Annotated in this window: 11 protein-coding genes and 4 pseudogenes; 9 read left to right on the forward strand and 6 right to left on the reverse strand. The window is 70.1% G+C overall.

The window, feature by feature from the left end; all coding sequences use genetic code 11:
* Nucleotides 1–558, reverse strand: a pseudogene (locus ACY1JF_RS31065) (hypothetical protein); the annotation flags it as partial.
* Nucleotides 559–1,779: 1,221 nt separating this feature from the next.
* On the opposite strand from ACY1JF_RS31065, the gene ACY1JF_RS31070 reads away from it, so the two are divergent.
* Together ACY1JF_RS31070 and ACY1JF_RS31075 are read left to right on the forward strand one after the other, a co-directional pair.
* The gene (locus ACY1JF_RS31070; protein ID WP_462708616.1) at nucleotides 1,780–1,974 is read left to right on the forward strand and encodes a ribbon-helix-helix protein, CopG family; all 195 of its coding nucleotides are present in this window, start codon (nucleotides 1,780–1,782) and stop codon (nucleotides 1,972–1,974) included.
* Complete coding sequence (locus tag ACY1JF_RS31075) at nucleotides 1,971–2,363, forward strand: type II toxin-antitoxin system death-on-curing family toxin (protein ID WP_462708617.1); 393 nt, start codon at nucleotides 1,971–1,973, stop codon at nucleotides 2,361–2,363. Before ACY1JF_RS31070 ends, ACY1JF_RS31075 begins: the two co-directional genes overlap by 4 nt.
* 100 nt (nucleotides 2,364–2,463) lie before the next feature.
* On the opposite strand, the pseudogene ACY1JF_RS31080 reads toward ACY1JF_RS31075, so the two are convergent.
* Nucleotides 2,464–2,999, reverse strand: a pseudogene (locus ACY1JF_RS31080) (transposase family protein); the annotation flags it as partial.
* 5 nt (nucleotides 3,000–3,004) lie between these two features.
* Here ACY1JF_RS31080 and ACY1JF_RS31085 point away from each other — a divergent pair.
* Nucleotides 3,005–3,349: pseudogene (locus ACY1JF_RS31085) on the forward strand (ISAzo13-like element transposase-related protein); the annotation flags it as partial.
* On the opposite strand, the gene ACY1JF_RS31090 reads toward ACY1JF_RS31085, so the two are convergent.
* Together ACY1JF_RS31090 and ACY1JF_RS31095 are read right to left on the reverse strand one after the other, a co-directional pair.
* Nucleotides 3,345–4,628 carry a type II toxin-antitoxin system HipA family toxin gene (locus tag ACY1JF_RS31090; RefSeq protein ID WP_462708618.1) on the reverse strand — a complete coding sequence of 428 codons (1,284 nt, stop codon included), beginning with the start codon at nucleotides 4,626–4,628 and terminating at the stop codon, nucleotides 3,345–3,347. The pseudogene ACY1JF_RS31085 and the gene ACY1JF_RS31090 sit on opposite strands and share 5 nt — an antisense overlap.
* 35 nt (nucleotides 4,629–4,663) lie before the next feature.
* Nucleotides 4,664–6,406 (reverse strand): DUF262 domain-containing protein, encoded by a 1,743-nt coding sequence (locus ACY1JF_RS31095; RefSeq protein WP_462708619.1) that lies wholly within the window; start codon nucleotides 6,404–6,406, stop codon nucleotides 4,664–4,666.
* A 353-nt stretch (nucleotides 6,407–6,759) separates the two neighbouring features.
* Here ACY1JF_RS31095 and ACY1JF_RS31100 point away from each other — a divergent pair, with 353 nt between their 5' ends.
* Nucleotides 6,760–8,961 (forward strand): hypothetical protein, encoded by a 2,202-nt coding sequence (locus ACY1JF_RS31100; RefSeq protein WP_462708620.1) that lies wholly within the window; start codon nucleotides 6,760–6,762, stop codon nucleotides 8,959–8,961.
* Nucleotides 8,962–9,040: 79 nt separating this feature from the next.
* A complete protein-coding gene (locus ACY1JF_RS31105; RefSeq protein ID WP_462708621.1) occupies nucleotides 9,041–15,109 on the forward strand; it encodes a hypothetical protein in 6,069 nt (2,022 codons plus the stop codon).
* A 144-nt stretch (nucleotides 15,110–15,253) separates the two neighbouring features.
* Here ACY1JF_RS31105 and ACY1JF_RS31110 read toward each other — a convergent pair whose 3' ends face one another.
* Nucleotides 15,254–16,459 carry a hypothetical protein gene (locus ACY1JF_RS31110; protein WP_462708622.1) on the reverse strand — a complete coding sequence of 402 codons (1,206 nt, stop codon included), beginning with the start codon at nucleotides 16,457–16,459 and terminating at the stop codon, nucleotides 15,254–15,256.
* Nucleotides 16,460–17,094: 635 nt separating this feature from the next.
* On the opposite strand from ACY1JF_RS31110, the pseudogene ACY1JF_RS31115 reads away from it, so the two are divergent.
* From ACY1JF_RS31115 to ACY1JF_RS31130, 4 genes and pseudogenes are all read left to right on the forward strand, one after another.
* Nucleotides 17,095–18,323: pseudogene (locus ACY1JF_RS31115) on the forward strand (IS30 family transposase).
* Nucleotides 18,324–19,047: 724 nt separating this feature from the next.
* A complete protein-coding gene (locus tag ACY1JF_RS31120) occupies nucleotides 19,048–20,601 on the forward strand; it encodes a TIGR02677 family protein (RefSeq protein ID WP_462708623.1) in 1,554 nt (517 codons plus the stop codon).
* Nucleotides 20,598–21,941, forward strand: coding sequence for a TIGR02678 family protein (locus ACY1JF_RS31125; RefSeq protein WP_462708624.1), 1,344 nt, complete (start codon nucleotides 20,598–20,600; stop codon nucleotides 21,939–21,941). Before ACY1JF_RS31120 ends, ACY1JF_RS31125 begins: the two co-directional genes overlap by 4 nt.
* Nucleotides 21,942–22,180: 239 nt before the next feature.
* Complete coding sequence (locus ACY1JF_RS31130; protein ID WP_462708625.1) at nucleotides 22,181–23,224, forward strand: NUDIX hydrolase; 1,044 nt, start codon at nucleotides 22,181–22,183, stop codon at nucleotides 23,222–23,224.
* 15 nt (nucleotides 23,225–23,239) lie between these two features.
* Here ACY1JF_RS31130 and ACY1JF_RS31135 read toward each other — a convergent pair whose 3' ends face one another.
* The gene (locus tag ACY1JF_RS31135; protein WP_462708626.1) at nucleotides 23,240–24,595 is read right to left on the reverse strand and encodes a M20/M25/M40 family metallo-hydrolase; all 1,356 of its coding nucleotides are present in this window, start codon (nucleotides 24,593–24,595) and stop codon (nucleotides 23,240–23,242) included.
* Nucleotides 24,596–24,602: the final 7 nt, after the last annotated feature.

The raw sequence follows: 24,602 nt of genomic DNA on the forward strand, positions 1-24,602 counted from the left end.
ACCGCCCTCGTTCTTGACGACGATCCGGTAGGTGACCACATCACCCACCTCCAGCGGCCCCTCAGGAACGGCGTACTTGGTGAGCGTCACGAACGGAGCAGTAGCGAACACCACGCCGTCGAGGAAGTTACCGATCGCCTGGTTGCCGCCGGCCGCGGAGACGGAGCGGAACGCGAAGCGGGTGAGTGTCTGGCCCGCGGGGACGGTGTAGGTGCCGGTGTAGTAGCCCCAGGCGGTGTCGCCGTCGGTGAACCGGTGCTGTTCCACCAGCCTGCCCGGCGCGCCGATGTCCAGCGCCATGGTGTCCTGCCCCAGGCGACCGCGGTGGTACAGCCGCCAGTACAGCTTGGTGCCCGGGGTGGTGGGCAGGTCCTGGTACAGCGTGGACTCCTGGTTGGCGTTCAGCTCCGCGAACTGCTCGCCCTCGGCGGCCTTCACCTGCAGGAAGCCACTGCGCCACAATTCGATCTTGTGGTCGGACGCGGTCGTTCGCCAACCGGGCACGGATTTGGGCGCCTGCGGCTGTGAGGCGTCCGGAAGGATTTCGTAGTCGGTCACCTGCGGCTGCTCGAAGCTGCCGTTGACCAGTGCGACGCGCACGGGAGCGGGTGCGGGCACGACTGTCCCCCATTTCCTTCGTATGGATGTGCCCGGAAACGGCCCGGCCGGTCTTCTTGCGCTGAGATTGCGGTGGCCGCGGACACCATCGAAAGAACAGCGCATAAAGGAGATTCTCGGGAAGAGACTGGCGATGCTTTCCGGCCACGTGCTGCCGACGCGTTTGCATTACCTGCCTCACGACAGGTATGCGCCGTTGCTCTCTGAAGAAGCGTTCCTGCACCGGACGGCCGAAACGCCCGGGTCCCACCTTGAACGGACGTCACACCATGAATCGGTAGAAGAACGCCTGAAATAGACTAGTCGCGTAACCCTCACGAATGAATGTGCAAAGCGGCAGGTTGACGAGTGTCATGCCCCACCGATTTAACCGTTTCGATATTCCTGTACGATTGCGCTTTCATTGAAAGGTTGCACAGTAAGATCACGTGAAGGTGATATGAAAAAATAATGCTAATTATCTTTGCGTGGTGCACGTTCGCTTGTACGCCGACAATTGGGCGGACGACGACCCGCAGGACCGCGATGAGGCTCTGGCTGTCCGGGCGGGCTTGGAGCTACTCCTGTCGGGGTGGTGAAGGCTGGAGGGGACGCTTCCACTCTGAGGTCGGAGTCGTGGCGCGGGGTATGAGGATCCAGTTGGCCTCTGGAGTTCGCGGAATGGAGCCTGCGGGGGCAACTGGTCGTGCCAGCCTCGTCTGGCCCGAGTGGGCGGGATGGAGTATCGACCGTGACGCTCGTTTGACGCTCTGGGTGCACTCACGCTGTGCGGGGAGTAAGAGAAGTGGCCCTGACCTGGTATTTTCCGTGGCTCGCTCAGGCCGACATCTTTCCGATGACGCATCATGTGGAGTGCGTGGCGATTCTGGAGCCTGCGGGCAAGACGTCCTGACCTGCGTTTTTGTTGTCCGGGTCGGTTGTTGGACCTGTTTCCCCCGCGCAGCGGTTTGAGCGGACGGATCGACCTTTGTCAGTTCGCTGACCTGCGGATTCGTGAGGCGCGGTGCCTGCATGAACAACGCCTTCAAAGGGTCGTTCGGAGACTCCTGACGTTCGGACGACGCTCGAAACCGAGCTTCTGCTGTACCTCCGCAGTAGCGGTGCGAGCGGCCGGCCGGGACCGACCGCACCGCTTTGATACCGGCCCGGTATCATGTGTGTATGGCGATGACTCTCCGACTCCCCGGCGACCTTGACGCGAAGCTCACCGAGCGGGCTCGCCGGGAGGGCCGCAGCAAGCAGGAGCTTGCCATCGAGGCCATCCGTGACGCCCAGGACCGGGCCGAGCTGAAGGTCGATGACGTCCTGGCCGAGCTGATGGACAGCGATGCGGAGATCCTGGACTACCTGAAGTGACCGGCGTGCGCTACCTCCAGATCGACGAGATCCTGGCCATCGCCCGCACGGTCAACGGCACCGAGCGCAGCGTGCGTGACATGGGTCTTCTGGTGTCGGCGATCGAGCGGCCCCGGACGAACGTGTTCGGAGCCGAGTTGTATCCCACGCTGCACGAGAAGGCAGCGGCGCTGCTGCACTCCGTCGCCCGCAATCACGCGCTGATCGACGGCAACGAGCGCACCGCCTGGCTCGCCATGCGTGTCTTCCTGCGCTTCAACGGCGTCAGCGCCAGTACTGTCCCGCCGCCCGTCCCCGTTGCCGGCCCGTTCGTCGAGGACGTCGCGCAGGACAACATCGATGTACCGGCCATCGCCAAGCGCCTCTCGATCTGGTTCCCCCTTTCCTGACGTTCGGCATCGTGTGGTGCGGGACTGAAAGAGTTCTGGAAAGCGGTGCTGGCTCCACGCATTCCGCTTTTCTCGGATCAGTGAGCGTTTTCCATCTTGATCAGTTGACGAGTTCGAGGGCGACGGCGGCTCGGGTGACGGCGGTGATCAGGGTGGTGCTGCAGCGGAGCTTGCGCAGGAGCCGCCGGCCCTTCAGGACCGCCATGGCGCGTTCGCCGAGGCTGCGGATCTTGGCATGGTCCCGGTTGTGACGCCGGCGCCGGCCGCGCAGGCTCCTGCCGCGGAGCGGGACGCGGATGGCGGGGTCTGCACCCTGGCACGCCTTGTCGGCCCGGCACTTGATGTTGTCGGCGGTCGGAGCGGCCGGGATGTCGTGGGTCCGGGCCGCGGTCAGGTCGTGGGTGGCTCCCGGCAGTGCGTCCGAGGCTCAGATCAGGTGTCCGGCCGGGTCGGCGAGGACCTGCACGTTCATGCCGTGATGCTTTTTCTTGCCCGAGTGGTACGGGCGGTCGGCGGCGATGCGGTCGATGGGCAGGATCGTGCCGTCGAGGATCACGTAAGCCTTCCGGGGGCCGTGTCCATGGCCTGCTCCAGCGTCGGAGCCGACGCGGCCAGGAGGCCGACGGCCTCGCGGATGCAGCCCGCACGCCTCCTGTCTGCTGATCACCACTGATGCCGGAGGGTCCAACGGCTACCGGGTGCGCGCATGGAAGAAGGAACTTGCCGGCTTCGCCCACGACACCGGACCGCAGGTGGCCGTGTGCCACTTTCCTCCGGCTACTTCAAAGTGGAACAAGATAGAACACCGGCTGTTCTCCCAGATCGGCATCAACTGGTGCGGCAGGCCCCTGACCAGCCATGGGGTCGTGGTCAGCGCCATCGGCGCCACCCGCACCGGACTGGCCGTCCACGCCGAACTCGGCCCCGGGGCCTGCCCCACCGGCGTCACCGTCCCCGGCGACGTCATGGACCGCCTCCCCCTCAGCAGGTGCCGCTGAGCAGACGCTGGGCGGAGCTGTTGATCCACGCCCCGATCGTCTTGCGCAGGCTCTGGTTCTCCGCGAGGTGTTCCTCGTACCGCGGCCAGTGAGCGCGGGTCCGCTCGATGGTCCGCACGGCCTCCTGGCGCAGTCGGGCGTCGGTCGTCCCGAAACGGCGGTCGAGGGCGCCTTCGAGCCGGTCGAAGGCGGCGAGCCTTACTCGTTCGAAGGACTTGCCGCCGCCGAACTTGAGTCCGAGGTCTTCCGGTTCGTCGCTGGGCGCGTAGGGCGCTGTGGACACCAGGTCGTACGCCGGCGACAGCGACGGGACCCGGCGGTCGCGATAGATCAGGGACCAGTTCTTCAGGTGGGCGTCGCCGTTGCCCACCACGATGGAGAACGCTATCCGCCGGGTGGCCTCGCGCAGGGACTCCCTGTCGTGGCCGCGATAGGCGACAGCCGCGACCGTCTCGAACGTCGACTGGTACTTGTCCTGAGGGTACTTGTCCCTGACCTGAGCGAAGTCCTCGATGTGGACGGGGGCGCGGTGTTCGTCCCGGGTGCGGTCGAAACGGCGGACGGCGTAGGCCCACTGTTCGTCGTTCGGCCACATGCGGTCAGGCAGCCCGTCGAGCTCGTCACGGTGCATGAGGCGCACGTCGGGAACGTCGAGCCCTGCGGCCCGGGCCAGGGACATGATGGTGAACTCGTTGCGCGGTACGTCCGGATGGCGATAGTCCGGAAATTTGACCAGCCAGTCGCCGTGCACGCCGGCGGCGGGAACGGTGAGCCGGTCTCCTCTCGCCAGCATGGAGAACTTCAGGGCGACCCCTGCCAAGGAGAAACGCCACGGTGAGTCGGAGGACGGGAAGCCGTAGGCCCCACCGGGGCGTCTTCCCTCTCCTTTCGACTGCTCGCCGTCAGGCCACTCCCAGCCGTCGTCGGGTCCGTCGGCAGGCAGCACCTGGACAGCGCCGGGCAGGTCGTGGCCGACTTGGGCCAGCAGTTCCATCTCCCTGTCGAGTGAGACGCCGCGGTCGTCGGCGATCCACTCCCGCAGGGGGCCTTCGGGGAGGAGGTTGGAGAACCAGCGCGGCAGCCGCAGGGCGGACGCGTAGGGGGCGCGCAGGTTCTCTTCGAAGCGGAGGCCGAGTACCGGCCGCTGTGCGTCGGTCACATAGGACTCGTTGACGACGAAGCGCGTGTGGTCGCCCTTCTGGCAGAGTGTGCCGATCCGGCGGGAGTGCAGGAGTACGGCGTAGTACTTCTCCGGGAGCGTGGTCATGCGCGGTGGTGTCCTGTTCGCGGTGAGCGGACCGGTTAGAACAGCTCTTGGGACTCGTCGAGTTCGTCGAGGGCGTCGAAGTCCAGTGAGTCCAACGAGGGAGTGTCCTCGTAGTCCCACTCCGCCATGCGCCCGAGAAAGTCGTTCAAATACTGCTGGATGATCTGCTGACGCTGCTGCAGGAAACCTTCGCGATCTCCCTCGGCGAGGGATCGGCTTGCCTGTCGGCTCATGGCGTGCGAGGCCAGAACGCGGTCCCAGGTCTCCTCGTCCAGATGGTCAGGACGGTGAGCGAGCAATGTCGTGATCTCAGAGACAGGGTCTTCCGCGCTGGGCAGGAACAGACGGTTCGCCGCGTACAGAACCTGCTGTGAGGTGAGCCCACGAGGGAAGATCACATGGGCCACCGTGGCCGCGGTCTTCTGATCGGCGAGCAGTGTCGAGAGGCTCTGGAGATCGAGGGGAACCCCGGTGACCAGGGAGCGGGGACGCAGGGACCACCACGAGCTGAGGATGATCTTCGCGGCGGCCTCGTTGGTCCGGAAGCGCTCGATGGTCGGGATCGACGGCTGGGCCTCAGCCATGGCGTCCATCAGCCCCATGATCGAACCGCGCTCGTCACCCTTACGGATACGGGCGCACAGGACACGCGACACCTGCGTGAAACTGCCCTTGAAGACTGCCGGCCCGGAGACGGCCACCCGCCAGTAGAGCCGTCGCAGCAGGCGGCGGGTGTTGGGCTCCGGGTCGGGGAAGTGAGCGAAGAAGCGGGTCAGGACGACGAGCAGCGCGCGGTAGACGAGCAGCGCGATGTGCGGTACCTCCGCCTCGGCTTGCAGGAAACCGATGGCGCGCACCAGCGCCTCCTCGCCCTCGCCGTAGGCGGCGTACTGGTCCTCGCCCTCGAACTCCGGGGCGGTCCGGCGGCCGGTGGAGCTGAACTCGTTACGGATGTCCCGCGACGGGTCCGGTCCGCGGCGAGCGAGAATCGAGGCGAGGACGGTGTCCGTGTCGATGGTGCCGAAGCCGGTCCTGGCGGCGATGCGGTCGGCGATGCGCGACAGGTTCAGCCGCTCCGCGGCTCCTTCCTCCGGGCCCGCGTACAGCGCGGAGAAGATCTCCGCGCGGTTGAGGCGCTTCCCGTAGTTGTTCATCCGGTCGAAAATGTCGGTCAGGATGTCGAGGTCGTCCTGCCGCACGAGATAGGCGGGCACCTTGTACTGGCGCAGTGCGGTGGCCACCCGGTCGGCTTCGTCGAAGAGCTCGGCGACCAGTTCACCCTCCGTGCGGAACCACCCGAGGAGCTTTTTCAGGTCGAAAAGGACGGGCAGTGCGATGTGCTGGGGCTCGCGCGTCTTGGGCTGGGCGATGAACCGCTTCTCCCTGAGGTCGTAGTAGATGGAGAACGGCTCGTGCAGATGTCCTTCGGGGCTGAGCGCGTTGGCGAGGCTGGTGATGCGCTGCTGCCCGTCCACCACCCAGAGGGCGTCCGGAGAGGTCGGCGCGTCGATCTTCAGCTGGCCGAGGTTGAAGGAACGCGCGGGCGTCTTGCGGACCCACAGGAGCAGGTTTCCGATGGGGTAACCCTTGACGATGCTGTCGAAGAGCCGGAGCACGTCTGTGGTGCCCCAGCGGAAGTCGCGCTGGAAGTGAGGGACGTGGATCCTGCCGCTCCAGGCCTGGGCCACGAGGTCGCCCAGCTCGTACGTGGTGGCGCTGGGCTGTGTTTCCAAGCCTGTGGTGGTCATCTTCGCGTCCCCCTGGTCGGTGGGTCCCATGTCGTACACGCTACGCCGAGCGACGTCTTCAGTATGAGGCGCACTTGTTAGCGGCGTCAACGAGGTATCGCTTCGCATGTTCTGTTGACATCGCTAACGCTGCGGTTTTACGGTCTTCTTGAACGCGGTGGCGGATTCGATCGTCGTGAGCCGTCGCAAAGTGATGAAAGCGCTACAGGAAACCCAAGGACGGGCATACTCTGCGGGAATCACCGCAGGTGGGCCGGGGCGACCTGTAGTGCGGCGGAGGTGTCATGGGTGGGGACCCGCACGTATCAGCAAAAGGGGTCGGAGAACGTGAGCGGACGGGGGTGCCGGATCCGTACGGTGACCGGGCTCTTCTGACCTCTGCCATGACGGAGGGCTACGCCGCCGTCCCCGACGAGGAACGCAGTCGGCTGCGGAGCTACCTCGAGGCGGTTGTCGCGGCCCGTCCGGCGCCGGTGCACACCACCGTTGCCTTCAACGCCGTGTACTTCGGATATGACCTCGGCGGCGACGGCTATGGCGGAAGCCCGCTGTGCCTCGACGACTTTCCCGTGCTCACCTCCGGCGAGTGCGCTCCCGCGCTCCCGGTCGGTGCCATGGTGTGTGTCGCCACCGGGTCGGAGCCGCTCTACGCCGAGATCGTCTACCGAGAGGGCGCGCACCCGGAGGTGGGCGCGCTCGGGGACGTGCCGGCCTGGGTGTCGGGGGCGCCCGTGGGCGCCGAGGGCCCCGGGAGGACGGGTGCGGACGCCGCGCCACGGCGCAGGGAGCTGTTGGTCCCGGACCTTCACGCCTTCGGTCCGGCCCTGGGCCTGTCACCGGCCCAGCTTCATCGCTTGCGCACGCGCGGGCGCTGGATCAATGAGGACGGGCATGTCGTCGTCGACGTGTGCTACCCGTCCTCGGAAGCAGCCCGGCACGACGATCTGACGGCCTACGCGGACCACCTTCTGACAACGGCACGGCAGCAGCTGCTCAGCCCCTTCGTCCCCGTGTCCCTCGCCGCCCTGGTGGGCAGCACGCACGACGAGGACCTGCGGGCGGGACTGCTCGGTCTCCTCGACACGGTGCGGGGTGTCCTCGGCTCCAGTGCCGCGTTGCGCACCTGGGGTCACTACGCCATGACCCGTGCCTCCCTCGCGGATTGCTGGCGGGACACCGGTCCGCTGGGAGGTGACGATGTCAGGTCTCTCGTGGCCGAGGTGGAGCGCGCGGCCACCCCGGTGAGGCGGCGATACGGCATCGTCGCTCCGGTCACTGTGTACACAGCGGTCGGACCACGGCTGCGCGGCTTCCCCGGGGCGGCGGAACGGCTCAGGGGAGCGGGGTACGCAGCTGCGGTGTGCCGGGTGAACCTGGCGCTCGCCGACGTGGTCCAGGGGGACAGCGACCAGGGTCTGTTCGGGAACGGCTCCCGGATCACCCTCGACGACGCGTTCGAGGGGGGAGGGGTGTGGCGGTCCCATCATCCCGGTGACGCGGAGGCCCCCGGAAACCCCCTGGTCCCGGCCGGACGCGGCTGGGCCTCCACGCTGCCCGCACCGCCGGAGCCGGAGCCGGAGGCGGAGGAGGAGCTGGAACCGGTAGATCTGCCCCTCGCCGACGACGACCTCCTCGGCACCGGTGAACTCCTGCGGAGCGACGCGCAGGAGATCGTCTGGCGGGCGCCCCTGCGGCTGGCCCATCTCATCGACGGCTGGTTCCCCCTGCATCCGTTCGTCGCGGAAGAGCTTTTCGAGTCGCACAGCGCGCACCCCACGCTGCGCCTCGAACTCGACCACGCCGGTAAAACGTTGGACGAGAAGGAGGCGGTTCAGGACGTCACGGTCGAATTCGGGAACGACTCGGGTCGGTTGACGGGAATCGTCTGGCCCGGTGACTTTTTCCCCGGCCTGATGCTGGAGCTGCGCCGGCGTCGTAGCGACACGGTGATCCGCCTCGCCACGACGCGACTGAAGGAGTGCGTGCAGGTCGGTGACCGTGGGACGGGGCACTGTTACGACCCTCGCGTGCTCACCAGGGAGGACGTGCCGGGCAGTAGCCGCCATGGTGACAGCCCGGTCGGGCTCGGTCCCCGGCAGCTGGTGATGCGCACCGTGCGCCGTTGCGGTCTGCTGACCCTGGACGGCCATGCCCTGATGGATCGAACGGTCCTGCCGAGCGCGGTCTATGGGCGTCTTCCGGCCCGGTCGCAGGCCGCCGCCCTCGACGCGGCCGTCGCGGAACTGCTCGCGGAACGTCTTCTGGAGCCGGCCCTCGGTAGCAGGGACGCCTGGGGGCAGCCGCACTTCCCGCCGCGTGACGGACAGCGGATCATCCCCCTGATCGGCTACCGCCCCGCCAGGCCGCGGGTGATACGTCCGTGGGGCGGTGGCGAACCGGGCGGTGAGGGACTGCGCGGCGCGCAGTTCGTCCCAGGTCATCTGCGCCGCCTGCGGCCGGGGTGTTCGCCCAGCGACGTTCAGCGCGCGGCTTTTCGGGAGCACTGCCGCAGGCTCGGCAAGGCGGACGGCTGGGAACTGCCGTACGGCTACACGTTCGTGACCGAGCACACGCGTGGCGGCTGATCCTTCACCGCTTTCGCGCGTCCATGGCTTCGGCCGCCCTCTCCTCTATCCGTCGCCCACAGAAACGGAGTGCGTGTACATGCGTGACCGCTACCGCGTCGTCACAGGGCCGCCATGGTCCCCGCCGAGCGTCTCGGCCGAGGACCTCGAAGGCCTCGCCGCCGCGCTCAACGCCTTGGAATCCCCGGCCGTCGCCGCCCTGAACGACCTCACTGCGGACATGGTGGAGCTCGCTTTCAACTCCCTGCGGCCCAAACACCGCCAGGAGTTGCTCACCAGTCTGGGCATCCGCATGTCGGCCCCTCGACGGGTGAGCAGTACCCTGTGCCGGGATGTGCTCGCCAGACTGCGGCGCGAGTCGCGACAGCACGCGTGCACATGCGGGGTCAGGGGACTCACGGTCACCGTGATGAACCAGATCGGGGAATTCGTCCTGGCGCGAGACGGTGAGACGGTCCCCGACCCTGTTGCCCGGTGGGGCGCCACGCTGGTCCGGGCCACCGTGTTCGCGTGGTGCAACGCCACCGTCACCGACGCCCATGTCCTTGCCTGGGCGGCGGACCAGGACTGGCTCGGGGTGACGGCCGGTGACGAGGAGTCGGCTCGGCTCGCCGCCGTAGCTGCCGCTGCGCGGTCCCTCGTGGAGGCGTACCCCGACTTCGCCTCCCAAGCGGCGGAAGACGACGAGCCGGCGCTCGCGAAGGACGGGAAACCCGAGCGCGCTGCCCTCGCCGACCGGCCAGGCACCAGTGCCTCCGCACCGGAGACCGCGGCAGCGGACCCCAGCGCCTCGCACGAGGAGACCGTTGCGGCGTCCGAGGGCGCCACGAGCAAGGAGGGAACGACTCCGGAGGAGACCTGTCGGCAGCTGGAGTCCGCCCTCGCAGAGGCCCGCCAGGCCGCGAAGAAGGTCACCGACGTGGTCATGGACGGCCGCCCTCCGCGCGACGAGGACATGGCTTCGCTCGCCGCGCTGAGCACTGCCTTCGATGACGTGGAAGCGGTCTTCCGGGCCGCCGGGATCGAGGGGGTGCCGCGTCGCCTGGCGGACATGACGCGCGCCGCACGCGCGCACCGGACAGCGCGGGAGCGTGACCTCCAGGCCCGCGAGCCGCTGCGGGAGCTGCTGAATGTCGCCTGCCGCCCGGACAGCTCCGCCGCTGCCGTCGCTGCCGCCGAGGCCGTGCGCGGCGCGGCCCGCCGCTTGCTGGACGTGCCGGTGTGGGAGGAGCCGCAACGCGAGGAGAGCGCCGCGCTCGCCGCTCTGGCCCGCCTCATCAGGCTGGGGCGGCAGGCGGACGCCGCGACGGAGATCCTGGCACTGCAGGCGCAGGTCGTACGGGTCCTGCCCACGTGCGCCATGGCAGTGCTGATCGCTCCCGAGCTGACGCTGGACCAGCCGGTGGACGGTGACCCGCACTCCGTCGGGGCCGCCGAGGCGCATGGCACCGCCCAGCCCGCCGACGCCGAGACGACCGCGGAACACGGAACCGTGCAGTCGGCCGCACCGACCGAGGCGAACGCGCCCCAGTCCACCGCCGAGCCGGAAGCCACGACGACCGCCGAGCCGGTCCACGCCCCAGACGCAGACGCAGACGCCGCGCCGGCCGCCGACAGCGACCCGGCGCCCCACACGTCCGCCGACGCGCCTGCCCAGGCACCCGCCGCTCGCACAGTCCTTCCCGTCGAGGACACGCCCGTCCGGGAAGCGGCCCCGGTGGCGGACGGAGCCACCGATGAGGCCGCGGTCGAGAAGGTCCTGGCGCGGCTGGTCGTGGAGCGGCGCTTCGGACTCGCCCACCATGTGGCGAGGGCCGCCGGCCATGTCGAGCCCCAGGTGGCGGCGCTCCGCCTGGCCGGTGCCGCCGCGCTGCTCACCTCCGGGGACAGCCAGAGTGTCCGGCTGACAGCGGACCTGCTCCAGGAGTACGGCGGATACGCGGGCCAGGACACCGAGGGCAGCGAACTCCTCCTCCTGCCCGCCCTGCTGCGTACCGCGCTGATCACCGGCGACCATGCTGCGGGTGCTCAGCTCAAGGCGTTGGTGCCCCGGCTCCCGGACCGGCTCGGAGAGGCGGCGACCGCCGTCGCCGACCGTGCCCTCAGCGGCGCCCTGCTGATCGCCTCGCCGCTGGTCGCCGACGTCTCCGAGACGGAGACCCGGCTGCGGGAGCTGCGCGAGCAGAGCCGTGACCTGCTCACGCCGCAGCGGCTGCGGTTCGCACGGGCCACGGAGATCGCCAAGCGCTGGCTCGCCCCCGGCGACGGGATGCTCGGATCGCTGCTCACGACCGTCGTCGGCGACGACCGCGACGCGCTGCAGCGAGTGCGGGAGCAGGCCGACCGGCTGTCGAAACTGGCCGAGGTCAACAGCGAAATCGACCGCATGGACCGCAAGTACCGTTCGTCCAGCGGCAAACCGCTCCAGGGCTCCGGGCGGCAGGACCTGGTGCACCTCGTGGAGCGGGCCGTCAGCCTGGTCAAGGAGTGGTGCCTGGCGGTCGACGGCACCCGTCGCGGCGATCGTTCCGACGGCAGCCGTGCGGTCAGGGAGATATCCTCCCTGCGTCAGTCCCTGCTGGACGGCAGGGAAGCAGCGCTGGGTGAACTGGAGCGGCTGGCGCGGCGTCCGAACACCCTCTCGGGCGCGATGGCCTGGGCGGCCCACGCCTCGATGGAGGAGCTGTTCGCTCTGCTGGCCGGTGACAGCGTGACCGCGCGTCACGGCGGCCCGGTCGACCCGGAACTCGCGCTCGACGCGGAGTTGTTGAAGGTGCAGGACACACACGACGGGCAACCGTCGCTGGGTGAGCTGCTGATCGCGGTCGACCGGAGCTGGCAGGACGCCCTCGACGAGCGGCTCTCGCACGACGCCTTCACCGCGGCCCGCGACATCGTCGACCTCGCCGGACGAGGGTTGCTGCCTGCCTCCGGGGCCGGGGAGTTCGTCCCGCCCGCGGAAGCCGCGATCGACGACAGGGAGACCGCTCGGCGTGCGCAGCTGCGGAAGGCACACAGCGACCTCGTCGCGGAACTGCACCGCGCTCAGGCCGACGGCGCCGTGACCGAGGACCAGGACCTGGGCCTTCAGGAGTTGCTTGCCGACGCCCGTGACCGCCTCGAAGGCACCGGCCGGCACGACCTGCTGGACGTGCGGCGGGCGCTCGACAAGGTGCGGAGTGGCCTGCCGGCCTTCCGGAAGCAGGCGGCGGACCGGATCCGGGCCCGGCTCGACGCCCTTGACCCCTCCGTGGAGGAGCGGGCCCAGGTTCTGCGGCGCCTGGAGACGAACGACCTGGCCACCGCCGCCGATCTCGTCTACTTCCTGGAGATCGGCGAACCCGTCCCGGAGATCGAGGGCGGCGAATCCCATCTGACCGAGTTCTTCCCGGCCGTGCCCGACGGCCTGCCCGGAGGCATCGACCACGACCTCGTCGAGCTGGTCCGGTCAGGCGGCAAGCATCCGATGGTCCCCGTCCTGGACTACGGCGGCCTCTCCACCGACGAGGCGGCGCTGGCGGCCGACGCCCTCGACGAGTGGCGTGCGCTTGCGGCCACCGAACGGAAGGACAGGCTCCAGGTGGCTCCGACGCGGCAGGTGCCGCCCCTCCTCAAGCTCCTCGGCTACGACGCCAAGAGCGCCAGGCCGCTCGACGACCGGTCACAGCACCGGCGGGAGTACCGTCTTTTCGAAGCGACCGGCGTGGAGGTCAACGGCAGGGCGAAGGCACCCGCGTTCGGCTCGCAGATCACGGAGCAGGGCGGCAACCTGCGGGTGATGATGGTCTGGGGCAGACCGCCCGCCAAGGTCGTCATGAGCTGGGCGGAGCGCGACACCAGCGGAGCGAGCCTTCTCGTGGTCTACTTCGGCACGCTGAGCCGTGAGGCCCGAGTCGAACTCGCAGCCGGCTCCGACCGGTTGCAGCCGCTGCTGGTGGTGGACGACGCCGCCCTCGCCTATCTCGCGGCCCGCGGCAACCGCCAGGTCAGCGCCGCCACGCAGACCCTGCTGCCCTTCTCCGGCGTCAACCCGTACATCAGGGAGAAGCGCGGCCGGATCGGCGGCGAGATGTTCTACGGCCGCGACGCGGAACGCAAGAGCATCCTCGACCCGCGCGGCACCCAGGTCATCTACGGCGGCCGGGGCCTGGGCAAGTCGGCACTGCTCGCCGACGCCGGGGAACGGTTCACGGAGCAGCGCCCCGGCTACCACCAGACGGTGTACGTCAACCTCGACCAGGAGAACATCGGCAAGGGCAGCTCGCGCGGGCCGGAGGCGCTGTGGAGCGTCCTGCTGAGGGAGCTGACCGTGGCACAGGTGCTCGAAGACCGGCCACAGGGGCGCGGGAAAAGGCAGGAGATCTCCGAGCGGGTGCGCGCCGGCATCCGGACCTGGCTGGACGGGGACTCCCGACGCCGACTGCTGATCCTGCTCGACGAGTGCGACCAGTTCTTCGAGGCCGACGCCCCGCGGTTCGACCAGACCAAGAGGCTCAAGGGCCTCGGGTCCGACACCAAGGACGCGGCGAAGGTCGTCTTCGCAGGACTGCACTCCGTCCAGCGCTTCTCCAAGCTCGCGAGCAACGGGCCGTTCGGCCACCTCGCCCAGACCCCGAAGGTGATCGGCCCGCTGGCTCCCCAGTCGGCTGCGGAACTGCTGGTCGAGCCGATGCGGGCGCTCGGGTTCGAGTTCAAGGACCTGGATCTCGTCAACCGTGTACTCGGTTACTGCTCGTACCAGCCGTTCCTGCTGCAGATGTTCGGGCACCGGCTGGTCGAGCTGATGCACCGCAAGCGGACGCGGCGCGGCGCCGGGGAACCCCCTTACGAGGTGGAGGTGGCCGACATCGAGATCGTGGAGTCGGACGCCGCGCTCCGGGACGGCATCTCGGCGGCCTTCAAGGACACGCTGAGCCTCGACCACCGCTACGACGTGATCGCCAACGTGCTGGCGTACCACGCCCGCCATCACGGCCTGGAGGTGCGGCTGAGCGACACCGAGCTCCGCGAGGAGTGCGAGACGTACTGGCGCAAGGGCTTCGAACAGCTCGACACCGAGGGTTTTCGCGCCTACCTCTCCGAGATGGTCGGTCTCGGCATCCTCGCGCCCAACCACGACGGCCTGGGCTGGCATCTGCGCGGTCCCAACGCCCTGCGCATGATCGGTACCTCCCACGAGGTGGAGGCACGTCTGCTCAGGGCCGAACAGGACTGCGAACTCCAGGAGAGCATCGTGCAGGAGGGCCGCCCCGAGCTGCCCGACGGCCGGCCTGCTCCGCTGACCAACATCCAGCTCGACGACCTCCTGGGCGAGCGCTCCAACCGGACCCGGGTCGTCCTCGGCACCACCGCCACCGGAGTCACCGACGTCGCCCGGACCCTGCGCATGATCGCCGGACCGATCGACGGCTGGACGCTGCCGCCCGTGGGCAAACCCAGCGTCTACAAGCAGGAACTCACCGGCGGTCGCCCCCGCGAACGGCGGGTCGTCATCAGCGACTTCGTCAACTACCGGGACCCGGTCCGGCCCGAGACCTGCCGCGAAGCCGTCGACCTGGCCGAGACGCTGCTGCCCGCCACCCCGGGGGTCACCCGCGCGGTCGTCCTCGTCACCGACCCCGCTCAGCTCGCCCTGTGGCGCTCCCTGCTGACGGGAACCGAACCCACCTCGGCCGCCCCGGTGGTGCTGCGCCGGCATGACCACCGCAGCCTGCGTGGCTGGGCCCAGCGCGTGGAGATGTTCCACACGGAGGACCGCCTGGACCGTCTCCACGAACTGACCGGGGGCTGGCCGCTCCTGGTGGACCGGGCCCACCGCCTGCACCAGAAACTGGGCGACCCCGACGAGGTGTTGCGCCGCCTGGCCGGCCTCCGCGCGGACCGGGCCGAGGCCCGCGCATTCGCCGAGGCGACCGGCGTGTACGCGGAGCCGCTGCTGGCCGCCGGGTACCGGTCCCTCGACGACGAGTTCAAGGACGGCCTCTTCGACATCGAGGGTGCGGTGACCGCTGTCGCGCTCAAGATCGATGACGAGGACGAGGCGCGGTGGATTGTCAACTACCTCGACGCCCTCCAAGTGTTCGACCGTGAGGACACCCAGCTGCGCCTGGAACCGGTGCTCCGGGAATGCGTGGCGCTGGGCGGGTGACAGTACCGGCACGTGAACCGTGACCGGACGTGGCTGTGGCGATCACGGGCGTGCCGGTCGCGGTTCCACAGTGGGCGGAGAACCTGTTCCGCCGACTGGTGCGGGCGTGTCAGGAGGCCGCGCGGTCCACCAGGGTTCCTGGTCCTACCGGGCCGGGTCGGTGTCGGGCCACCCGGCCTCGCGGGCCCGTGAGTTCAAGCCCATGAGTCGGCCAGTCGTCCGGTCGACGAAGAAGACGAACGCCTTGGCCGTGTCGGCGAAGTCCGCCGCCGGGCGGCTGATACCGGCAGTCGTGAGCACGATGAGCCGCTTGGGCACGTGCTCACCGGCCGCGGCGGCCAGGCCGTTCAGCCGCTGCACCTCCGAGGTTGACAGGTTCTTGGCCCGGTTGTGCCATTCGATGTGGAACGTGCCCGACCGTATCGGGGTTTCCGCATCACCTTCTTCGACGTCACCGAAGCCGTAGGACGTCAGCTGGTCGAAAACCGCGTCCGTCAGCTCACGAGGGCCCAGCGAGCGAGGTCCGTCCACTGGTGAGGACTCCTCGTCGAGTTCGTCGAGACCGACGTCGAGACCCTCCAACCAGTCCGGTGCGGCTGTCTCGGCCGCCCCGACGCTCACCTCGAGGTCCCAGGCCTTCAGGCCCTTGCCCAGCATGTCAGCGATCTCCGCCACGGAGGCATCAGTACGAGGCACCCCCGGCGCCGGCAGCGTTCTGCCCCGCAGGTGCCAGCCCAGGTCGACACGGCCCCAGGCCTCGACCTCAGGGACGTACACGTCGGCCAGCCAGCCGAGGGCCGACTTGAGTGAGACACGCACGAACGCGTCCGGGAACTCCATCTCGACGAAGCAGCCGTCGTCCCGGCCCGCGATGTCGAGCTCCCGTGCGTGCCGGGGGCCGATGGCGGACCAGCGGTTTCCCGCCACCACCCGCCGTACCCGCAGACCCCTGGCATCCAGGAGGTCGGCCAGCTCGGTCATGTCGGACGGCTCGCTCTCGTCCCAGCGCCACGGCGAGGTGACCGCCTCACCGGTGATCCGCGCCGAGGCGACGGCGTGCAGGGCGTCGACGAGCACCCCGTCGGGTGTGTCCAGCGGCCACACGGACGGCTCGCCGTCCAGCCCTGGAGGCATCACACACCAGACCGTGCTGTACCCCATGTGCACCTGCGCCAGGGCGACCGAGCGCCCGGCTGACAGCGTCACCTTCAGATGCATGAGCCGGTTCGTGTCGTCGAAGACGACCCGCTCGGCCACGTCGGGATGCCGATCGAGCAGAGTTTGTTCCAGGCTCTTGAAGTGCAGGTGCCTACCGAAGGCGGCGACCATGTCACCGGGCGGGAAGGGCAAGGGACGCGCTCCTGTCGACTGGCGGAGTGGGCGAGCGGGTGATGTGCGTGACCGGGGTGCGGCATGATCCGCCGTCGGAGCGTAAGCCGACCCGGCGCCGCCGTTCAAAGCATTCGGACGCTGTTCGCCGGTGCCGGCCGTCTGATTGGCCGGATCCCGCCTCCTATCGGCGATCGCGCAGGCCGACCGTCACCCGGACGGTCTTGCCGGAAGGTGGGTGCGGTTCCGTGCCCCCTGCGGTGGCCAGGGCCGTGGCGAGGAGCAGCCCGCGACCCGGCTCCTCGTTGTGCGCTCCGGACCCGTCGGCGACCATGGGCAGTTGATCGCCGCAGGCGTCGGTGACCGCGATACGCAGGGTGCCGGTTGCCGTGTCGAGGAGGAGGGTGAGGCAGAAGCCCCGGCCCGCACCCGGCCGTGCGGGGGTACCGGTGGGCCACTGGCGAGGTTTCCGCTGTGCGGTCCCTTTTCCAGTGGCCCCCGGCCCGAACCTGACGTGCACCCTTTCGGTGCAGCGGGCTCTCCAGTGACTACTGCGTGCTGGGTGGATTCAAGCGGTCGTCGCAACACCTTGATCACGGAGGTGTCGCGTGGGAAGACCACCAGGTTGGACAGCGAGGTTGACGGGGCGTCCGGTGATGCGGTCGCCGGGCCGGCCTCCGATCCGTCGAGATGCGGAACGGGTTTTCTGGGCGAAGATCACTGAGGGGATGGGCAGCGAGGACGCGGCGGTCTCATGCGGCGTATCCCCGGTGGTGGGCTCGCGGTGGTTCCGTGAGCGTGGCGGCATGCCGTCGATCCAGCTCAGCCCGCTCTCGGGCCGGTACCTGTCCTTCACCGAACGCGAGGAGATCGTACTGCTCAACGCCCAGGGCGAGGGCGTACGTGAGATCGCACGCCGGCTGGGCAGAGACTCGTCGACCGTCTCACGGGAACTGCGGCGCAACGTCGTCACGCGTGGCGGACAGCTCGGTTACCGGGCTTCGACCGCGCAGTGGAAGGCGGAGCTGATGGCGCGGCGTCCGAAGACGCCGAAGCTGGTGGCCAACGAGCGGCTGTGTGAGTACGTGCAGGAGCGGCTCGCCGGTGAGGTCTGCCGTCCGGACGGGACAACGGTCACGGGGCCGCAGGCATCGCCGTGGAAGGGGCGCAACAAGCCCCGGCGTCGGGATCGCCGGTGAGCGCTGTCGTGGAGTCCCGAGCAGATCGCGAACCGGCTCAGAGCCGACTTCCCCGATGATGAGTCCATGCGCATCTCGCACGAGGTGATCTGCCAGGCCCTCTACATCCAGGGGCGCGGGGCGCTCAAGCGCGAACTGGTCGCCTGCCTGCGCACCGGGCGGGCGCTGCGGGTTCCCCGGGCCCGTGCCCGGCAGCGGGCGAGTGGACACATCACACCTGAGGTGGTGATCAGCCGGCGGCCCGCCGAGGCCGAGGACCGCGCGGCCCCGGGGCACGACGAAGAACGGACCGGCGCTGGCCGGCCTGGGCGCCGAGGCCGTCAGGGACGCGATCGCCACCACGATCACCACGCTGCCCGAGCAGTTGCGCCGCTCGCTGACCTGGGACCGCGGCAAGGAGCCGGCCCAGCACGCCCAACTCCGTATCGACACAGGGCCGCAGGTCTACTTCGCCGACCCGCACAGTCCCTGGCAGCGGGGCGCGAACGAGAAACACCGACGGCCTGCTCCGGCAGTACTTCCCCAAGGGAACCGACCTGTCGCGACGGGATCCCGATGAGCTTCAGGCCGTCGCTCACGCCCTCGACACCAGACCCCGCAAAACCCTCGGCTGGAAGACACCCGCCGAAGCCCTCGACGAACATCTACTATCGACTCAGGACCCCGGTGTTGCGACGACCGCTTGAGTCCGGGCCATCTACTTCAACAAAAAAGAGACAAAGAGAATGAAACCCAGAGCCGAGGTGCCAGGTGTCGTGATCGGCGGACTCGCTGTGCTCGGGGCTGGCAACATTGTTGTCAAGTGGGTGGCTGCGAACGCCGCTACTATCGCCTGGCATGCCGAGCGGGCGTACGACTACAAGCGGTGCGTGAAGTTGAATTGGCCCATCGGATAACCCGGACTAATCCCGGGGCAGTGCGGCAAGAAAAGTCAGGGGTGTAAGTGAGTGCGTGAACGTGAAATGGCGAGTGCGGTTCTCTTCCTGCTTATCGCAGGGGTGATGGGCGCATCGTTGCCCTACACCGACGGTGGACTCCACATCGCGCTGACGGCGGCGGGCATATGCCTATCACTGTTCGGCGCGTGCAGATCACTGCTTAAGGCCAGGAAGGTGTAGCCGCGCCGCCGTGTACAAGGAGCCCGGCTGCCGGTTTCGTCCTGCGGCCGGGCTTACTGTGCGCTAGGACCACGGGGCCTCACCCCAGCGTTTCCGCTGATCGGGCGGGGGAGCCTTGACGGGTTCTTGGCGTGGAAAAACAGAACTCGCTGGTACAGGCAGTCGTCCAAGACGGCTTGTCCCGCAAGGAGGGGCGCACGCCCCTCTTCCCGGACACGGCCCATGATGTCGGTGCCGCCCTCTACGGTGGAGATCGCCGATGCCGCAGGGCGGCTGGGGAGGGACGACAGGCGTGCGCAGGGTGCCACCGGAGATGTTCCGGTTCACGACGGGGGAGAAGGCCGACCTGTACGGGGCGGTGCTGGACGCCTTCGGCGTGGCCGGCGAGCACCTCGAAACCGCCTTGGCGGCCGACGCGGTGCGCGAGCGGCTGCGCCTGGTGGGCTGGGTGGCGGACGTCGACGACGGGGAACTGCACGACGCGCTCGCCCGGCTGGTGAAGTGGGAGCTCCTCGACGTCGTGCACAACCACGCGGAGAACTACCGCACGGCCGAGGAGTACGAGCGGCGCAACCTCCAGTACTCGCTGACCCGCCTGGGTGAGGCGGCCCTCGCCGGAGTGCGGCACGCGCTCGAGGTGCTGGCTTCCACGGGGGCGCTGCAGACCGCCGTACTGGAGGCCATCGCCGACCGGCTGGACGAGCTGTGCCTGCTGTCCGGCGAACCCGCCTCCGCCGACCGGCGGATCTTCAGCACGCTGCGCGAGCTGGAGGCGCATCTGGAAGCCCTGGTGGAGAACACCAAGGCGTTCAACGGCGAACTGCAGCGCCTCCTGCGCGCCGAGGGCGCGGACCTGGAGGTGTTCCGCGAGGTCAAGGCCGCCACCGTCGCTTACCTCCAGGAGTTCCTGGTCAACCTCGACCGGCGCGGACAGGCGGTCGCCGCGGCCGTGGTCCGGGTGGAGGAGCGGGGCACCGCCGTGCTGCGCGAGCGGGCCCTGCGCGGGGCCGAACTGCCCCCGGTCGCCGGCGAGGACCCCGCGGCCGGCTGGCTGGAGAGCAGGCGGGCGCGCTGGGCGGGCCTGCGGGCCTGGTTCCTGCCGGACGACGGGGCACGCCCTCGGATCGAACAGTTGCACGACATCGCCCGGCGTGCCATCGTCTCGCTCCTGCAGGTCCTGGAGCGGATCAACGAGTCACGGCGCCGTTCCTCCAGCGCCGTACAGGACTTCCGGGAGCTGGCCCGCTGGTTCGCCGCGGCCCCCGCGGAGGAGGACCTGCACCGGCTGTGGTCGGCGGCCTTCGGACTCGGCCCGGCGCGCCACGCCCACCTCGCGCACCCCGACCCCGAGTTGATCCCGTCGTCCCGTTCCTGGTCCCAGGCCCCGCCCGTGGAGGTGTCGGCGCTGCTGCGGACCAGGGGACGGACGGAGCGCTTCACCCGCACGGCCAGGGTGCGGGACGTCACGGCGGTCAGGGCCGAGCGCGCGGAACGGGCCCGCGCGGAGCGGGCGGAACTCGCGCGCGCCTGGCAGGCGTTGCAGACGGACGGCCCCGTGCGCCTGTCCTCCTTCGGCACCCTGGATCCCGCCGTCTTCGGGCGGCTGCTCGACCTGGTGGGCCGGGCCCTGGCCGCCCGGCCGGACACGACCGGCTCACGCCGCGCCACGACGGGGGACGGCCGGGTGGAGATCGCGCTGTTCCCACCCCCCGACGGGCGCACCGCCGTACTGCGCACGGCGAAGGGCACACTCGCCGGACCGGACTACGTCGTCCTCATCGCAGCGGCCGGCGCGGTGAGCCCCCTCCCACGGCCGGGCGCCGCGCGGCGGGAGGCAGCCGGATGAGCACCCTCGCCAACCAGCTCGCCGCCGCGGAACGGGAGCAGGTCTCCCGTGCCATCCGCCTCCTGCTGGCCCGGCCCCTGCTGACCGAGGCCACCGACCCGGCCGGCTTCGAACTGGTACGCCGCCGTCGCGAGCCGCTGGCCCAGTGGTTCGACTACACCTGCGGCTGGAGCCTGGTGGTGGAACCGCGCCGAGGTTACGCCCGCCTCACCAAGGTCCGCGCCGACCCGGACGCTTCCCGCCCCGCCCGCAGGGCACGCTCCGGCCGGGCCCCGTTCGACCGCCGGCGTTACGTGCTGCTGTGCGTGACCGCCGCCGAACTGCTGTCCATGCCGATGACGACCATCGGCATGCTCGCCGACCGTGTCGTGCAGGCCACGTCGGCCGACCGGGCGCTGGCCGCGTTCGACCCGGTGCACAAGCCGGAGCGGATGGCGTTCGTCGACGTCCTGAAACTGCTGGAGTCGTACGACGTGCTGCGCGCCGTCGACGGAACCACCGAGGCGTACGTCGAGTCCGTGGAGGCGAAGGTCCTCTACCGGGTGGACACCACGCTGCTGATGCGGCTGCCCGCCGCACCCGTCGGCGCCTCCCGGCTCGCCGTGCCCCCGGACGAGGTGCCCGCGCGGTTCGGGGAACTCCTCACCGCTCTGGTGCGCGAGCGCCGTTATGGTGGCGCGGTCGCCGACGGCAGTGCGGACGAGGAGCACGGCGAGCGGGCCGCCACGGACGCGCAACGCAACCTGAGGCTGCGCCACTCGGTGCTGCGCCGCCTCTTCGACGACCCCGTGCTGTACCGGGCGGACCTGACCGACGACGAATGGGCGTACGTCACGTCCCTGACCGGACGCCAGATCCTGCGCCGCTCGGTCGAGCAGGCCGGTTTCCTGCTGGAGGAACGGGCCGAGGGCTTCCTGCTCGTGGACCCGGACGGGCTGGCCACCGACGTCCGCTTCCCCGACGACACGTCCACCGCCCGGGTCGCCGCGCTGCTCCTCCTGGAGCCGCTGTGCGCCGCGCCCGCGGGGCTGCTGCCCGAGCAGCTCGCCGAGGCCGGAGAGGACCTGCTGCGGCGTTTCCCGCGGTGGGCCAGGGCGTACCAGTCCGAGGACGGCGCGGCCCGGCTGTCCGACGACGCCGTACGCGTCCTGCGTGACGTCGGCCTGGCCCGCCGGACCGGGGACCGCGTCGTCGCGTGCCCGGCCGCACACCGCTACCGCCTGACACGTACGACGAGTCAGGACCGGGACGACAAGTCCGGACCGGATGGGGACGCCGCCCCCCTGGCCTCGGGCGGCACGGCTGCCGAGGGCGTCGCCGCAGAAGGAGACGAGCAGTGAGCGTGACCGAGCTTCCCTTCCCCCGGCGGCCGGAGCCCACCGGACCGGCCCCGGGGGGCGCCCCCCCCCCCCGCGGCCCCCCCCCCCCCCCCCGCCCCCCCCCCCCCCCCCCCCCCCCCCGGCCCCCCCCCCCCCCCCCCGGCCCCCCGGCGCCGTTTTCGCAGCTCCTCAACTGGGGCTGGTTTCCGTGGCAGGGTGGAGCGGGCAAGCCACAGGGGGCCAACAGAAGAGGGGGACCTGTGACCGTCGTCTGGATCAACGGCGCGTTCGGTGCGGGGAAGACGACCACCGCACGGGAACTGATCGACCTGATCCCGAACAGCACGCTCTTCGACCCGGAGGTCATCGGCGGAGCGCTCGCGCACCTGCTCCCGCCCAAACGCCTCGCCGAGGTCGGCGACTACCAGGACCTCCCGATCTGGCGGCGTCTCGTCGTCGACACGGCGGCCGCGATGCTCGCCGAGCTCGGCGGGACGCTGGTGGTCCCCATGACCCTGCTGCGCCAGGAGTACCGGGACGAGATCTTCGGCGGCCTCGCCGCCCGTCGGATCGCCGTACGGCACATACTGCTCACACCGGCCGAAACGATACTGCGGGAACGAATAGCCCATCGCGAGGTCCCCCCGGACCTGCCCGACGGCGAGATGCGGGTGCGGCAGTGGTCGTACGACCGGATGGAGCCGTACCGGGCCGCGCTCGGCGGCTGGCTGATGGCCGACGCCCACCCGGTCGACAACGGCGGCCTCACCCCGCTGGAGACCGCCGCCCGCATAGCCGACGCGGTCGGTACCGGCACCGCGCCCGTCTGCGACATCGTGCAGACCCCGGAACCCACCGCCGAGACGATCGCCGCCGGTGTCCTGCTCTTCGACGAACACGACCGGGTGCTGCTGGTCGACCCCACCTACAAGGCGGGCTGGGAGTTCCCGGGCGGTGTCGTCGAATCCGGCGAGGCCCCCGCCCGCGCGGGCGTCCGCGAGGTCGCCGAGGAGACCGGCGTCCGCCTCGACGACGTACCGTCCCTGCTGGTCGTCGACTGGGAGCCGCCGCGGCCGCCCGGATACGGCGGTCTGCGGCTGCTCTTCGACGGTGGACGCCTCACCTCCGCGGACGCCGGGCGGCTGCTGCTGCCCGGACCCGAGCTGCGCGGCTGGCGCTTCGTCAGCGAGGAGGAGGCGGCGGATCTGCTGCCCCCGGTGCGCTACGAGCGGCTGCGGTGGGCCCTTCGGGCCCGGGAGCGGGGCGCCGCGCTGTACCTGGAGGCGGGGGTGCCGGTCGGGTGACCTCCCCGGCAGCTGTCAGTTGCCCGCGTAGTTCCGCAGGAACAGCGCCTCCGCCACCGACAGCCGCTCCAGTTCCTCGGGGGACACGCTCTCGTCGACGGCGTGGATGCGGGCCTGCGGCTCGCTCAGGCCGATGAGGAGGATCTCCGCGTCCGGGTAGAGGGCGGCGAGGGTGTTGCACAGCGGGATGGAGCCGCCCTGGCCGGCGTACTGCATCTCCTGACCCGGGTAGGCCACCGCCATCGCCTCCGCCATGGCCTGGTACGCCGGGCTGGTCGCGTCGGCGCGGAACGGCTGGCCCTGGCCCACCTGTTCCACGGTCACCCGCGCGCCCCACGGCGTGTGCGCCTCCAGGTGGGCCGCGAGCAGCCCGGCGGCCTCGGCGGCGTCCGTGCCCGGCGGCACCCTGAGGCTCACCAGCGCCCGCGCGCTCGCCTGCACCGAGGGGGTGGCGCCCACCACCGGCGGGCAGTCGATGCCGAGCACCGTGACGGCCGGACGCGCCCAGATGCGGTCGGCGACCGTGCCGGAGCCGATCAGCTCCACGCCGTCGAGCACCTTGGCGTCCGCGCGGAACTGCTCCTGCGCGTACTGGAGCCCTTCCCACGCGCCGTCACCGGCCAGCCCGTCGACCGTCGTCGAACCGTCCTCGGCGCGCAGCGAGTCCAGCGTGCGGATCAGCGCCGCCAGCGCGTCGGGGGCCGCGCCGCCGAACTGACCGGAGTGCAGGTTGCCTTCGAGGGTGTCGACCGCGACGCGCACCAGGGTCATGCCGCGCAGGGTCGTGGTGACCGTCGGCAGTCCGGCCCGGAAGTTGCCCGCGTCGCCGATGACGACGGTGTCGGCCGTCAGCAGGTCCGGGTGCTGCTCGGCGTACCGCTCCAGCCCGCCGGTGCCCTGCTCCTCCGAGCCCTCGACGATCACCTTGACGTGCACCGGCACGCCGCCGTTCGCCTTCAGCGCGCGCAGCGCCAGCAGGTGCATGATGACGCCGCCCTTGCAGTCGGCGCTCCCGCGTCCGTACCAGCGGCCGTCGCGCTCGGTCAGCTCGAACGGCGGAGTGGTCCAGCCGGCCTCGTCCAGCGGGGGCTGCACGTCGTAGTGGGCGTAGAGCAGGACCGTCTTCGCGCCCTCGGGGCCGGGCAGGAAGCCGTAGACCGACTGGGTGCCGTCCGGGGTGTCGAGGAGGGCCACGTCCTTGAAGCCCTCGGCGCGCAGCGCGCCGGCTATCCACTCCGCTGCGGCCTCGCTCCCGCTCCTCGGGAACTGCTCGAAGTCGGCCACCGACCGGAAGGCCACCAGTTCGGCGAGTTCGGCCCTCGCCCTCGGCATCAGGGAGGCGACGGTCTCGGCGACCGCGTTCGACGACATGGGCACG

The sequence above is a fragment of the Streptomyces sp. SYSU D01066-1 genome, from assembly GCF_054956795.1.

Coding starts and splice junctions, on each gene's coding strand:
- ACY1JF_RS31070 (WP_462708616.1), top strand. CDS start 1,780: ATGGCGATGACTCTCCGACTCCCCGGCGACCTTGACGCGAAGCTCACC.
- ACY1JF_RS31090 (WP_462708618.1), bottom strand. CDS start 4,628: ATGACCACGCTCCCGGAGAAGTACTACGCCGTACTCCTGCACTCCCGC.
- ACY1JF_RS31095 (WP_462708619.1), bottom strand. CDS start 6,406: ATGGGACCCACCGACCAGGGGGACGCGAAGATGACCACCACAGGCTTG.
- ACY1JF_RS31100 (WP_462708620.1), top strand. CDS start 6,760: ATGACGGAGGGCTACGCCGCCGTCCCCGACGAGGAACGCAGTCGGCTG.
- ACY1JF_RS31105 (WP_462708621.1), top strand. CDS start 9,041: ATGCGTGACCGCTACCGCGTCGTCACAGGGCCGCCATGGTCCCCGCCG.
- ACY1JF_RS31125 (WP_462708624.1), top strand. CDS start 20,598: ATGAGCACCCTCGCCAACCAGCTCGCCGCCGCGGAACGGGAGCAGGTC.
- ACY1JF_RS31135 (WP_462708626.1), bottom strand. CDS start 24,595: ATGTCGTCGAACGCGGTCGCCGAGACCGTCGCCTCCCTGATGCCGAGG.